Source organism: Streptomyces sp. AHU1, assembly GCF_045343905.1.
Lineage (GTDB): Bacteria > Actinomycetota > Actinomycetes > Streptomycetales > Streptomycetaceae > Streptomyces > Streptomyces triticiradicis.
In genome coordinates this window covers 4636904-4649472 of sequence record NZ_CP174283.1, presented here as the reverse complement: position 1 = coordinate 4649472, position 12569 = coordinate 4636904, and the positions used below count along the sequence as shown (strand labels likewise).

The window sequence follows — 12569 nt, the reverse complement described above, 5'->3', positions numbered from 1 at the left end:
GCCGGGCCCGTCACGGTCGGGGTGACCCGGGATCACCGGGACGGCGGCGGCTCGGCCGCCCGCGTGGTCACAGGTACGGTCCGCCCGAGCGGCCTCCCGTACGAGGGTCCTCGTCGCCCTCCAGACCGCCGACGCCCGGGGGAAGGGCACGGCGCATCTGCTCCAACTGCGCCCTGGCCGCCATCTGCTGGGCGAACAGGGTCGTCTGGATCCCGTGGAAGAGCCCTTCCAGCCAGCCCACCAACTGGGCCTGCGCGATCCGCAGTTCGGCGTCGCTGGGGGTCCCCTCGTCCGTGAAGGGCAAGGAGAGCCGCTCCAGTTCCTCCACGAGCTCCGGAGCGAGACCGTCCTCCAGCTCCTTGACGGAACTCGCGTGGATCTCCTTGAGCCGGACCCGGCTGGCCTCGTCCAGGGGCGCGGCGCGCACTTCCTCCAGCAGCTGCTTGATCATGCTGCCGATGCGCATCACCTTGGCGGGCTGTTCCACCATCTCCGTCACCGGAATCTCTCGGGAGTCCTCGTCCCCGGTGCCGCCGAGCGCCATTCCGTCCTGGCCGACGACCAGGACCTGAGGCTTCTCCGACGACCGTTCGTTCCTCGGCATCTCCATGCCGCCATTCTCTCGCACCCATGTACTCCATCACGGTGGTGCCCCCCGTACACGGTGATCCACCGTGCAGGAGGGCCCAGTTGGCGAAAAGGCGGGGTTCCACGACCTCTGAAGTGCACGAATGACGTCACTTTCTGTCGAGATGCCGGGATCACGACGTCATGTGAGGCTGGTTGGGTCGATCACGGCACCCGTCTTGGCGAACCGTTCCGGGAGGGGGTCACCGACGTGACTCCATGGCTGCGCACCCTGCCCACGGCCGGACTCCTCACGGCCGTCCTGCTGAACGGCGCCGGACTCCTCGCGAACGCCGCCCCGGCGGGCCCCGGGGCCCCCTCCTCCACCGTCCCGGCCCTCTCCTGGAACCTCCGGTACACCACCCTCGCCGCCTCCGGGTCTCTTGCCGTCCCCGCGGACTCGGGTGATCGCGGTGGGGCTGGTGGATCTGGTGGGTCCGGTGACCAGAGTGGATCTGGTGGGCTTGGTGGCCCTGGTGGATCCGGCGAACGCGGTGGATCTGGCGGGCCCGGTGGATCCGGTGACCGCAGTGGATCTGGCGACTCCGGTGGTTCCGGCGGCCACGGCGGCTCTGGTGGTTCAGGTGGCCATGGGGGTTCCGGGGGCCATAGGGGTTCCGGAGGCCATGGGGGCTCCGGGGGCCATGGGGGCTCCGGGGGCTCCGGCGAGCCCTCGCACGCCGTCACGCCGGTTCCGTCGGCCGGTGAGGCCTCCTCGCCCCTCCCGTCCGCCCATGGGTCCGCCGGCTCGGGGGCGCCCGGCCCCGCCGCGTCCGATCCCGTGCGGCCCACCCCCACGGCGGACCCCTCCCGCGCGGGCAGCTTCGCGGGCGAGGGGCGCGAGCGGCCCGGCCGGACGGCGGAGCCGGACGCCCCGGACAGCCCCGACCCGGACGGCACCACCGTCCCGGACCTCCAGGACACCGCCCCCGCCGCCGACACCGGGCTCGCGGAACCGAGCACCGTCCCCGACCCCTCGCACGAGGACGCGGCCCCCGTCCAACAGAGCGTCGTGGGCGCCGGCTCCACGCCCCGTCCTGACCTGGCGATCCTGCCGCTGGGCAGCGGTCTGATCCTCATCGGCCTGGGACTGGGGCTGGCCTTCCTCGGCCTGCGGGCACGCCACGGCTGAACGGGGACCGGAGCCCGGCCGACGCTTCGCGCCGTCGCCGGACGGACGGGAACCGGACGGGAACGGTCGGGCGAGTCCTAGGGAGCGACGAGCAGCACCTTCCCGATGTGGCTGCTCTCCTCCAGCACCCGGTGCGCGCCCGCCGCGTCGCTCATCGGCAGCTCACGGTCGACGACCGGACGGACGTGGCCGGAGTCGAGCAGCGGCCACACGTGCTCGCGCACGGCCGCCACGATCGCCGCCTTCTCGCTCAGCGGCCGGGCGCGCAGTGAGGTCGCGCTGACGGCGGCGCGCTTGTTCAGGAGAGCGGCGATGTTCAGCTCGGCCTTGATCCCGCCCTGCATCCCGATGATGGCGAGCCGCCCGTTGACGGCGAGGGCGCGCACGTTCCGGTCGAGGTACTTGGCCCCCATGTTGTCGAGGATGACATCGGCACCCGCTCCGCCGGTGGCCCGCTCGATCTCCTCGACGAAGTCCTGCTCGCGGTAGTTGATCAGGATGTCCGCGCCCAGCTCCGCGCAGAAGTCGAGCTTCTCCCTGCTGCCCGCCGTGACCGCGACCTTCGCGCCGACGGCCTTCGCCAGCTGGATCGCCATGGTGCCGATGCCGCTGGAGCCGCCGTGCACGAGCAGGGTCTCGCCGGGGCGCAGGTGGGCGACCATGAAGACGTTCGACCAGACGGTGCAGGTCACCTCCGGCAGTGCCGCCGCCTGCCGAAGCTCCAGCCCCGCGGGCACGGGCAGCAGCTGCCCGGTGGGGACGGCGACCTTCTGCGCGTATCCGCCGCCCGAGAGCAGCGCGCACACCTCGTCGCCGACCGACCAGCCGACGACGCCCGGTCCGACCGCGGCGACGCGCCCCGAGCATTCGAGTCCGGGGTAGGGGGACGCGCCGGGCGGCGGGTTGTACAGCCCCTGCCGCTGCAGCAGATCGGCGCGGTTGACGGCGCTGGCCACCACCTCGACCAGCACTTCGCCCTCGGCCGGCACCGGATCCGGTACCTCGTCCCACACCAGCGCCTCGGGTCCACCAGGTTCAGGAATCGTGATCGCGTACATGAGGGGGACGCTACTCCTGGGGGCGCCGCCTACTTCTGCGGCAGGGGCCGAACGCCCGGCGTGGTCCCGGGGTTTCGCACCACCCGCACGATCGTGATCAGCCGGTCCATCGACTGCAGCGTGCCGACGTCCTGATCGTCGTACGCGAGTACGCGGTGCCCCCGTACGACGTTGACCACCAGGTCGGCGGTCTCCCGGACGCCCATGCCCACCTCGGCCCTGGTGACGGGCCGCTCGACGATGTCGAGCCCGCTGCCCTGGTGGATCAGGTCCTCCATCACCTTGCCCGCGGCGGGACTGAGCACGGAGAGCCCGAGCAGTCGGCCGGCCGCGCCGGCGCTGATGATGACCGCGTCGGCGCCGGACTGCCGGAGCAGCGGGGCGTTCTCCTCCTCGCGGACGGCGGCGACGATCTTCGCCTCGCGATTGAGCTGCCGCGCCGTCAGGGTGACCAGGACCGCGGTGTCGTCCCGCTGGGTGGCGATGATGATCTGCCGCGCCTTGTGGACCTCGGCGCGCATCAGCACGTCGCTGCGCGTGGCGTCCCCGGTCACCGCGGCGTACCCCTCGGCCGTCGCCGCGTCGGCCGCCCTGGAACTCGGGTCGACGACCACGACCTGTTCCTTCTTGAGCCCGGTCGCGCGGACGGCCTCGACGGCCGACCGCCCCTTGGTCCCGAAGCCGACGACGACGGTGTGATCCCTCAAGGCCGACCTCCAGCGTTTTCTCGAAAATACCCTGAACGGCGCCGGAGGGGACGGGAGCCGCCGTCGCGGCGGGGAAGGGGAGGGCGGAGGACCTCGCCGTCGACGGCCGTCGGCGCGCTTCTCCATGGGATACCAGGTGAGCGGCCGAGAAAGCGCGCCGCGCCGCACGGGCCATTCGACACGGGACATGAAGTGAAAGTGAAGATCGAATGAACATTTCGTGATCATCTTGTGATTCATGTCGCCGGGGAGCCCGTCGGCGGACCGTCGGAACCCGGATCGATACCTGGCCGGGCACCCGACTCGGCAGCCGGCTCGGCGCCCGGCTCGATCGCCCGGCGGACAGCCCGTCCGTCGGCCGATCCGGAATCATGGTGCCGACTCGATGGATCACCGTCGCAGGAGACAGGCATTGAACGACGAGAAACGATCGCCCTCCCGGACCGGGAAGTTCTCGATCCTCCGGTCCCTCTGGTACCGGTCACGGGCCGAGGCCCTGGACGACGCCGAGGCCGGACGTTCCATCACGATGCCCGTCGAGCGCGGCGTGCCGCCCCTCCAGCAGGTCCTGCGGCGCTTGGCCATGGCCCTGCTGATCCTCCTCGTCACGACGCTCCTGGTCTGGTTCGACCGTGCCGGCTACACCGACAACTCCGACAAGAGCGTCGACTTCCTCGACGCCGCCTACTACGCGACCGTCACCCTCTCCACCACCGGATACGGGGACATCACCCCGGTCAGCGACACCGCCCGGCTCGTCAACATCCTCGTCATCACGCCGCTGCGCATCCTCTTCCTGATCATCCTGGTCGGCACCACGCTCGAAGTCCTCACCGAGCGCACGCGCCAGCAGGTGCGCGTCCACCGCTGGCGCTCCCGCATGCGGGACCACGTGGTCGTCATCGGCTACGGCACCAAGGGCCGGCAGGCCGTCGAGACGCTCCAGGGGCAGGGCGTCCACAAGGACAAGATCGTCGTCGTCGACCCGGAACGGACGGCCGTCGAGGCGGCGGGAAGCGACGGGCTGGTGTCGGTCCTCGGGGACGCCACCCGGTCCGCCACCCTCCTGAAGGCCGAGCTGCAGGGCGCCGCGCAGGTGATCGTCGCACCGCAGCGCGACGACACCGCGGCGCTGGTCACCCTGACCGCGCGCCAGCTCAACAAGCGCGCGACCATCGTCGCCGCGGTGCGGGAGGACGAGAACGTTCCCCTGCTGAAGCAGAGCGGCGCCGACACCGTCGTCACCAGTTCCAGTTCCGCGGGCCGCCTTCTCGGTGTGTCGATGGCCAACCCCCATCTCGCGGACACCCTCGAGAACCTGATGACCTACGGGCGGGGACTCGACCTCGTGGAGCGTCCGGTGGCCGCGGACGAGGTCGGCCGGTCACCTCGGGAGTGCGCGGATCTGGTCGTGGCCGTCGTGCGCCGGAAGGCGGTCTTCGACTACACCGACCCACAGGCCGCGAGCCTCCAGGCCGGAGACCGCGTGATCTCGATCAGGCAGGCAGCGCGCATCCGTTGACCGGGTGAGACGCGCGGTTGCCCTGACCGGGCGTGGCGCGCGGGTGCCCTGTCCGGGCGTGGCGCGCGGGTGCCCTGACCAGCCGTGGCGCGCGGGCGTTCGCGGGTGCCGGTCCGGCACGTCCGGCGGGGTGCCGGCTCCGGTGGTTCAGGCCAGGCACGCGTCGATCCCCGCCGCGGCCCACGGCAGATCGATGAGTTCCAGTTCCTGACCGGCCCGTGCGCCGCCCGGTGGTACGACCGCGAGCGCGTCGGAGGCGGCGATTCCCCGCAGCATCGCCGGACCGTTGTAGTGCAGCGGCACGGCACGCTCGCCGCGCAGCGAGACGGGGATGAGCCGGGTGTCGTGCGGGTGCCCCTGCACGGCTTCCCCCAGGGGCAGCCCGTACGGCTCCGGAGCCGTACGTCCGGCCAGTGTGCGCAGCACGGGCTCGGCGAGCGTCAGCAGTCCGGAGACGGCGGCGAGGGGGTTGCCGGGCAGGCCGACGAGGTGCTGGTCCTCCCGGGTGCGGGCCAGCAGCATCGGGTGCCCCGGCCGCACCTCGACGCCGTCCACCAGCAGCTCGGCGCCGATCCGGCGCAGGACGGGGTGGACGTGGTCGACGGGTCCGCCCGCGGTGCCGCCGGTGGTGACGACCAGATCGGCCCGGGAGCCGGTGATCGCCCTGTGCAGCGCCTCGGCGTCGTCGCCGAGGCGGCGTACCGCGACGACCTCGGCGCCGAGCGCCCGCAGCCACGACGGCAGCATGGGTCCGAGCGCGTCCCGGATGAGCCCCTCCCGCGGCAGTCCCTCGGTGAGCAGCTCGTCGCCGAGGACGAGGACTTCGGCGCGTGGGCGGGGGACGACGGCGAGCGTGTCGTACCCGGCGGCCGCCGCGAGGCCCAGCACCGCGGGGGTGACCAGCGCCCCGGGCGGCAACAGCTGGTCGCCGCTGCGGCACTCCTGGCCGCGCGGGCGGATGTCCTGCCCGTGCGCGAGCGCCAGGACTCCCCGTGGACCGGCGGAGCCGGGCGTCCGCGCGACGCTCGCGTGCAGCCGCCCCTTGTCGTCGAGGTGGCCGTGCTCGCTGCGCAGGACGGCGGTCGCGTCCCGCGGGACCCGCGCCCCGGTGGCGATCCGGACCGCCTCGCCGTCGCCGAGCCGCTCCGGCTCCGCGTGCCCGGCGAGCACACCGTCCTCCCGCACCTCCCAGGGTCCGGGTCCGGCGACCGCCCAGCCGTCCATGGCGGAGGTGTCGAAGGGGGGAAGGTCCGTGAGCGCGGTCAGGGGGGCGGCGAGGACGAGGCCGAGGGAGGCGTCGAGGGGGACCGGGACGGGGGTGCGGCGGGGCAGGGAACGGGCGGCCCGCCCGGCCGCGGCCCGGGCCTCCGGCCACGGGGTGGACCGGTGACGGGCGTGCCCGCCCTTGCCGCGGTCCCCCTGGGCGCCGGGCGCCGGGGCCGCCGCCTCGTCGGTTCCCCGGTGGCCCGGGCCGGCACGCTCCGCCCGGCCGGGCTCGCCGGACGCGCGGGGGCCCGTGCCCTTGACCAGGGCGAGCGCCTCCTCGACGTCGAAGTCGTCGGCGTCCTGGCTGTCCCGGGTGGAGCGGGCGGCGGTCATCCGGCGTCCGGCTCGGTGGCGGGCGACGCGGCGTCCGGCCGGGCGTCGGGGGTGTCCTCCTCGGCCCAGCGGAGCGCGAGCGCGGCGGCCTTGCGGGCGGCCTCGGCGACCGCTTCCGGTCCTCCGCCGGCCCGCGCGGCCGCGTATCCGACGAGGAACGTGGTCAGCGGCGCGGCCGGCCTGGCGACCCCGTGCGCGGCGTCGCGGGCCAGGTCGAGCAGGACGCCTGTGTCGACGTCCAGATCGATGCCCAGCTCGTCCTTGACTGCGGAAATCCATTCATCCAGCACGTGCTCATGCTCCCTGATGCGCGTTCGAGCGGCGGCGATGTCGTCCCAGGTGTCGCAGTCGAAGGACGCGACGGGGTCGGTGATGCGGGTGAGGTCGAGGGCGGCGACGAGCCGCCGCAGCGGCAGCCCGGCGAGGCTCCCGTGCACGGCGGCGAGCACGTCCAGCTCGCGGCGCAGCGCGTCCGCACGGTAGACGGCCACAAGGGGCTGATCCCGCCCACCGGAGTCGACGAGGAGGACTCCGTCGGGGCCGGGGGCTTGCCCACCAGGTCCGGAAGCCTGCCCACCAGGGCCGGAAGCCTGCCCGCCAGGGCCAGGAACCTGCCCGCCGGGGCCGGTGGCGTGGCTCTCGAAGCCCCCGGCGCGCTCACCGTCGTCGATGGCCTGCGCCTCGGAGCGGGCGCCCTGTCCAGCGAGGCCGGTGCCTTGCCCGTCCGGGCCCGTGCCGTATCCGCCAAGGCCCATGCTTTGCCCAGCGGAGCCGACGTGGTGCCCGCCGGGGCCGGTGGCGTGGCTCTCGAAGCCTGCGGCGCGCTCACCGTCGTCGGCGACCTGCGCCTCGGAGCGGGCGCCCTGTCCACCGGGGCCGGGGGCTTGCCCAGCGAGGTCAGGGGCTTGCACGTCGGGGGTCTGGCGGAGTGCTTCGGGGGCGGGTGGGGCTCCGTGTGTGCCGCCCCCGCTCCGAAGGGTGTCCAGCAGGCGCCGGACCGTCTTCTCCTCCAGGAACGGCAGGTCGGCCGACAGCACGAGGACGTACGGCGCCGCGGTGTGCCGCAGCCCGGCGTCCAGCGCGGCGAGCGGGCCCCCGCCCGGCGGGTCCTCGCGGGCCCACTCCACGGGGCGCGCCGTGCTCCTGGGGTCGGCCACGACCACCGTGCGGGTGGCGTCCGCACACGCGGCCAGCACCCGGTCCAGCAGCCTCCGGCCGCCCACCCGCACGCCGGGCTTGTCCTCGCCGCCGAGCCTCCGGGCGGCACCGCCCGCGAGCACGACGGCGTCGTACCCGGCGTCGGCGCTTCCGGCGCCGACGCCGGAAGCGCCCCGTGGATCACGGTCGCCCGGTCGCCCGGTCGCGCCCTCGGGCTCGTACGCGGTCATGCCCCGAGTATGAGCGCCGGGCAGACCGGCGCCACCCCCGGGGCACGGCACGGGGACCGGAACGACCGGCCCCCCGTGTCCTACAGGGTCCGCAGCAGCACCGCCGGCTGCTCCACGCAGTCCGCCACGTACCGCAGGAAACCGCCCGCCGTACCGCCGTCGCAGACCCGGTGGTCGAAGGAGAGCGAGAGCTGGACGACCTGACGCACCGCCAACTCGCCCTGGTGGACCCACGGCTTGGGGATGATCCGCCCCACGCCGAGCATGGCCGCCTCGGGGTGGTTGATGATCGGCGTGGAGCCGTCGACGCCGAACACGCCGTAGTTGTTCAGCGTGAAGGTGCCGCCCGTGAGGTCCGCGGGCGTCAGCGTCCCGGTCCGGGCCGCCTCGGTCAGCCGGCCGAACTCCGCGCTCAGACCCTCCGCGTCCCGTGCGTGCGCGTCCCGCACCACGGGGACGACGAGCCCGCGCTCGGTCTGGGCCGCGAAGCCCAGGTGCACCTGGTCGAGCCGGACGATCTCACGGGCGTCCATGTCGACCGTCGAGTTGAGCTCGGGGAAACGGGCCAGCGCCGCGGTGCAGATCCGGGCCAGCAGGGCCAGCAGGGAGATCTTCGGACCCCCGGCCGCGTTCATCGCCCTGCGTGCCTGCATGAGCTCGGTGGCGTCGGCGTCCACCCAGCAGGTCGCGTCGGGGATCTCGCGCCGGCTGCGCGAGAGCTTGTCGGCGACGGCACCGCGTACGCCCCGGAGGGGGACACGGACGCCTTCCGGGGCCGAGCCCCGGGAGACGCCGGCCGCACCGGGCACGACCGAGGCGACGTCCGCGTACGAGGTCACCTGGTCGGGCACGCCGCCGTGGGCGGGCGCACCGGATCCGGCGGCCGGAGCGTGCTGCGGCGCCGCGGCGCCGGACGGCCGGAGCCTGCCGGTCGCCGCCGCGCGCAGCGCGTACTCGACGTCGGCCCGCAGGATGAGCCCCTCGGGACCGGAGCCCTCCAGCTCCCGCAGGTCCACGCCGTTCTCCCGGGCGAGCCGTCGCACCAGGGGCGAGATGACCGGAACGGGGCCGTCGCCCCGCGCCGGGGCGACGCCGTTGCGGGCGGTCCGCGGCATGCCCGCCGTGGCCGGGGCCGCAGCCGACGCCGCGGCACCGACGGGTTCGGGGCGGCCCGGCTCGGGCCGGGCCTGCGGGGTACCCGTGCCCGCCGGGGTCGGCGCGCCGGACGGCCCGCCGACCGGGGCGCCGGCCGCGGGCCGCACCCTGCGGCGCCGCGCCGGGGGCGCTCCCGTGCCGTACCCCACCAGCACGTTCCCGGAGCCCTCGTCGCTCCGGTCGTCCTGGCCGCTCCCGCCGTCCTCGTCCGCGGCCGGGGTGCCCACGGCGACGGTCAGCAGCGGTGCCCCGACGGGCAGTTCCGTGCCCTCCTCGCCGAAGCGGGCGGTGACCACGCCGCCGTAGGGGCAGGGGACCTCGACCATCGCCTTGGCCGTCTCGACCTCGACGACGAGCTGGTCGACGGCGACGACGTCGCCGACCTCCACCAGCCAGCGGACGATCTCCGCCTCGGTGAGTCCCTCCCCGAGGTCGGGGAGCTTGAACTCCAGCACCTGTGCCATCAGCTCTGTGCCTCCCATTGCAGACGTCCCACGGCGTCCAGGATCCGGTCGACGCCGGGCAGGTGGTGCCTCTCCAGCATCGGCGGCGGATACGGGATGTCGAACCCGGCGACGCGCAGCACCGGCGCCTCCAGGTGGTGGAAGCAGCGCTCCGTGACGCGGGCCGCGATCTCCCCTCCCGGTCCGCCGAACCCGCTCGACTCGTGCACGACGACCGCTCGTCCGGTCCGCCGCACCGACGCCGCGACCGTCTCGTCGTCGAACGGCACGAGGGAGCGCAGGTCGACGACTTCGAGGTCCCAGCCCTCGGCCCGCGCCGCCTCGGCGGCTTCGAGGCAGACGGGCACGGACGGCCCGTACGTGATCAGCGTGGCGCTCCGGCCCTGGCGCCGCACCACCGCGCGACCTATCGGCTCAACGGCCGACGGCTCGTCCGGGTTCCAGGAATCCTTCGACCAGTACAGCCTCTTGGGCTCCAAGAAGACCACCGGGTCGTCCGAGGCGATGGCCTCCCGCAGCAGCCCGTAGGCGTCGGAGACGGTCGCGGGCATGACGACGTGGAGGCCCGGGGTGGCCATGTAGTAGGCCTCGGAGGAGTCGCTGTGGTGCTCGACGCCGCCGATGCCGCCGCCGTAGGGGACGCGGATCGTGATGGGCAGGGGCATGGCGCCCCGCGTGCGGTTGCGCATCTTCGCCACGTGCGAGAGCAGCTGCTCGAACGCCGGGTAGGCGAACGCGTCGAACTGCATCTCCACGACCGGCCGCAGGCCGTACATGGCCATGCCGACGGCCGCGCCGAGGATGCCCGCCTCGGCGAGCGGGGTGTCCGTGCAGCGGTCGTCGCCGAACTCCTTGGCGAGTCCGTCGGTGACCCTGAAGACACCGCCGAGGGTGCCGACGTCCTCGCCCATGACGTGGACGGTCGGGTCGGCGGCCATGGCGTCGCGCAGGGCGCGTCCGAGGGCCTGCGCCATGGTGGCCGGCTTGAGGGCAACCGTGGTCATCGCCCGGCTCCTTCCGGGCCGTGCGGGCCCGCTCCGGGCGTGCCGTCCGCCTCGGCGTCCAGCTCCGCCCTCAACTGGCTCTCCTGCTCAAGCAGTTGAGGCGTGGGGTGGGCATACACATGGGCGAACAGGTCCATGGGGTCGAGCACCGGGTCCTGGTTCATGCGCTCGCGCAGGTCCGCGGCCATCGCCTCGGCGCCGTCGCGCACGGCCTGCAGGGCGGCCTCGTCGAGCAGACCGCGCTCGGTCAGCTCGCGCTCCACCAGCGCGACGGGGTCGTGGGCGCGCCAGGTCTCGACCTCGGCGTCGCCCCGGTAGCGGGTGGCGTCGTCGGCGTTGGTGTGGGCGTCGATGCGGTACGTGATGGCCTCGACGAGGGTGGGACCGCCTCCCGCGCGCGCGTGGGCGACGGCCTCGCTCAGGACCTGGTGCACGGCCACCGCGTCGTTGCCGTCGACCAGGCGGCCCGGCATCCCGTAGCCGACGGCCTTGTGGGCCAGCGACGGGGCGGCGGTCTGCTTGGCGAGCGGGACGGAGATGGCGAAGCCGTTGTTCTGCACGAGGAAGACGACCGGCGCCTGCCACACGGCGGCGAAGTTCAGCGCCTCGTGGAAGTCGCCCTCGCTGGTGCCGCCGTCGCCGACCAGGGCGAGCGCGACCACGTCGTCGCCCTTGAGGCGGGCGGCGTGCGCGAGGCCCACGGCGTGCGGGAGCTGGGTGGCGAGCGGGGTGCACAGGGGCGCGATCCGGTGCTCGTGCGGGTCGTAGCCGGTGTGCCAGTCACCGCGCAGGAGCGTGAGGGCCTGGACCGGGTCGAGGCCGCGGGCGACGGCGGCGAGGGTGTCGCGGTAGCTCGGGAAGAGCCAGTCGCGCTCCTCCAGCACGAGCGCGGCGGCGACCTCGCAGGCCTCCTGTCCGGTGCTGGACGGGTACACGGCGAGACGGCCCTGCTTGGTGAGGGCGGTGGCCTGGACGTTGTAGCGGCGGCCGCGCACCAGCTCCGTGTGCAGGCGGCGCAGCAGGGCGGGATCGACCTTGGCGGCGGCGTCGGTGCCGAGGACGCGATGGGGCAGCGCGTCGGGCAGCAGCGGCGCGGGGTCGGTGCGGGGCTGCCAGGCGGGCGGCGGCGTGGGCCGGTAGGCCCCTCGCTGCTCCATGACCGTCATGACGGCACCTCCTCGTGGGAGCGGCTCCGGACGCGCCACGGGTGTGACGCGCCTCACCTACCGATTGTTCGGTCGTCGGCACATTTTGGCTACAGGCGCCGCCAGGCTGTGGACAAACGGTTCTGCGCGGCCTGAGATGGATGCAGTACGTCCATGGTAGGGAGGCGGGGGGACATGGCACCTGAACAAATGGCCGAGCCGCCGGAGGCCGGGCCCTCCGTGCCGCCCGCGCCACCCGCGCCCTCCGCACCCTCCGCGCCGCCCTTGCCGCCCGCCCGTCCGCTCGACGCGATCGACCAGGACATCCTGCACATGCTGCAGGCGGACGGCCGTGCCTCCATCCGTTCCGTGGCCGAGCGGGTCCATGTGTCGCGGGCCAACGCCTACGCGCGGATCAACCGCCTCATCGAGGACGGTGTGATCCGCGGCTTCGGGGCGCGCGTCGATCACGAGCGCGCGGGACAGGGCACCTCGGCGTACATCACCCTCAAGATCGTGCAGAACTCCTGGCGCACGGTGCGGGAGCGGCTGAGGGTGCTCCCCGGGGCCTCGCACATCGCCCTGGTGGGCGGCGACTTCGACGTGCTCCTCCTGGTGCACACGCCGGACAACCGGGCCCTGCGCGAGCTGGTGCTCACCCGGCTCCAGGCCATCCCGGAGGTGCTCAGCAGCAGGACCCTGCTGGTCTTCGAGGAGGAGGACCTGGAGCCGGAGGGCTGACGCCCCGGCTCACGGACCCGCGACGCC

The 12569-nt window shown here is 74.0% G+C and carries 9 protein-coding genes and 3 pseudogenes; 3 read left to right on the top strand and 9 right to left on the bottom strand.

The window, feature by feature from the left end; genetic code table 11:
* Window positions 1–67: 67 nt before the first annotated feature.
* Window positions 68–610, bottom strand: a complete 543-nt coding sequence (locus tag ACICHK_RS20785; RefSeq protein WP_151470017.1) for a bacterial proteasome activator family protein — start codon at window positions 608–610, stop codon at window positions 68–70.
* Window positions 611–1408: 798 nt separating this feature from the next.
* Between ACICHK_RS20785 and ACICHK_RS20780 the strand changes: the two genes are divergently transcribed.
* A complete protein-coding gene (locus tag ACICHK_RS20780) occupies window positions 1409–1759 on the top strand; it encodes a hypothetical protein (RefSeq protein ID WP_406838076.1) in 351 nt (116 codons plus the stop codon).
* A gap of 77 nt (window positions 1760–1836) precedes the next feature.
* Here ACICHK_RS20780 and ACICHK_RS20775 read toward each other — a convergent pair whose 3' ends face one another.
* Together ACICHK_RS20775 and ACICHK_RS20770 are read right to left on the bottom strand one after the other, a co-directional pair.
* Complete coding sequence (locus ACICHK_RS20775; RefSeq protein ID WP_151470015.1) at window positions 1837–2817, bottom strand: NAD(P)H-quinone oxidoreductase; 981 nt, start codon at window positions 2815–2817, stop codon at window positions 1837–1839.
* 29 nt (window positions 2818–2846) lie between these two features.
* Window positions 2847–3539: pseudogene (locus ACICHK_RS20770) on the bottom strand (potassium channel family protein); the annotation flags it as partial.
* Between the two features lie 397 nt (window positions 3540–3936).
* On the opposite strand from ACICHK_RS20770, the gene ACICHK_RS20765 reads away from it, so the two are divergent.
* Window positions 3937–5046, top strand: a complete 1110-nt coding sequence (locus ACICHK_RS20765) for a potassium channel family protein (protein WP_406838075.1) — start codon at window positions 3937–3939, stop codon at window positions 5044–5046.
* 147 nt (window positions 5047–5193) lie between these two features.
* On the opposite strand, the gene ACICHK_RS20760 is transcribed toward ACICHK_RS20765, so the two are convergent.
* The 6 genes and pseudogenes from ACICHK_RS20760 to pdhA form a co-directional block, all read right to left on the bottom strand.
* Window positions 5194–6645 carry a molybdopterin molybdotransferase MoeA gene (locus ACICHK_RS20760; protein ID WP_406838074.1) on the bottom strand — a complete coding sequence of 484 codons (1452 nt, stop codon included), beginning with the start codon at window positions 6643–6645 and terminating at the stop codon, window positions 5194–5196.
* A pseudogene (locus tag ACICHK_RS20755) lies at window positions 6642–7187 on the bottom strand (DUF6457 domain-containing protein); the annotation flags it as partial. The gene ACICHK_RS20760 and the pseudogene ACICHK_RS20755, both read right to left, overlap by 4 nt.
* Window positions 7188–7607: 420 nt before the next feature.
* Window positions 7608–8033, bottom strand: a pseudogene (locus ACICHK_RS20750) (molybdenum cofactor guanylyltransferase); the annotation flags it as partial.
* An 80-nt stretch (window positions 8034–8113) separates the two neighbouring features.
* Window positions 8114–9652 carry a dihydrolipoamide acetyltransferase family protein gene (locus ACICHK_RS20745; protein WP_406841276.1) on the bottom strand — a complete coding sequence of 513 codons (1539 nt, stop codon included), beginning with the start codon at window positions 9650–9652 and terminating at the stop codon, window positions 8114–8116.
* Window positions 9652–10656: an alpha-ketoacid dehydrogenase subunit beta gene (locus tag ACICHK_RS20740; RefSeq protein ID WP_406838073.1), complete on the bottom strand. Its 1005-nt coding sequence runs from the start codon at window positions 10654–10656 to the stop codon at window positions 9652–9654. Before ACICHK_RS20740 ends, ACICHK_RS20745 begins: the two co-directional genes overlap by 1 nt.
* Window positions 10653–11822 carry a pyruvate dehydrogenase (acetyl-transferring) E1 component subunit alpha gene (gene pdhA / locus ACICHK_RS20735; RefSeq protein WP_151471080.1) on the bottom strand — a complete coding sequence of 390 codons (1170 nt, stop codon included), beginning with the start codon at window positions 11820–11822 and terminating at the stop codon, window positions 10653–10655. Before pdhA ends, ACICHK_RS20740 begins: the two co-directional genes overlap by 4 nt.
* A gap of 174 nt (window positions 11823–11996) precedes the next feature.
* On the opposite strand from pdhA, the gene ACICHK_RS20730 reads away from it, so the two are divergent.
* Window positions 11997–12542, top strand: coding sequence for an Lrp/AsnC family transcriptional regulator (locus ACICHK_RS20730; RefSeq protein ID WP_406838072.1), 546 nt, complete (start codon window positions 11997–11999; stop codon window positions 12540–12542).
* Window positions 12543–12569: the final 27 nt, after the last annotated feature.

Bases quoted from the DNA above. Each gene is read 5' to 3' on its own strand.
- ACICHK_RS20785 (WP_151470017.1), bottom strand. From the start codon at position 610: ATGGAGATGCCGAGGAACGAACGGTCGTCGGAGAAGCCTCAGGTCCTG.
- ACICHK_RS20775 (WP_151470015.1), bottom strand. From the start codon at position 2,817: ATGTACGCGATCACGATTCCTGAACCTGGTGGACCCGAGGCGCTGGTG.
- ACICHK_RS20760 (WP_406838074.1), bottom strand. From the start codon at position 6,645: ATGACCGCCGCCCGCTCCACCCGGGACAGCCAGGACGCCGACGACTTC.
- ACICHK_RS20745 (WP_406841276.1), bottom strand. From the start codon at position 9,652: ATGGCACAGGTGCTGGAGTTCAAGCTCCCCGACCTCGGGGAGGGACTC.
- ACICHK_RS20740 (WP_406838073.1), bottom strand. From the start codon at position 10,656: ATGACCACGGTTGCCCTCAAGCCGGCCACCATGGCGCAGGCCCTCGGA.
- pdhA (WP_151471080.1), bottom strand. From the start codon at position 11,822: ATGACGGTCATGGAGCAGCGAGGGGCCTACCGGCCCACGCCGCCGCCC.
- ACICHK_RS20730 (WP_406838072.1), top strand. From the start codon at position 11,997: ATGGCACCTGAACAAATGGCCGAGCCGCCGGAGGCCGGGCCCTCCGTG.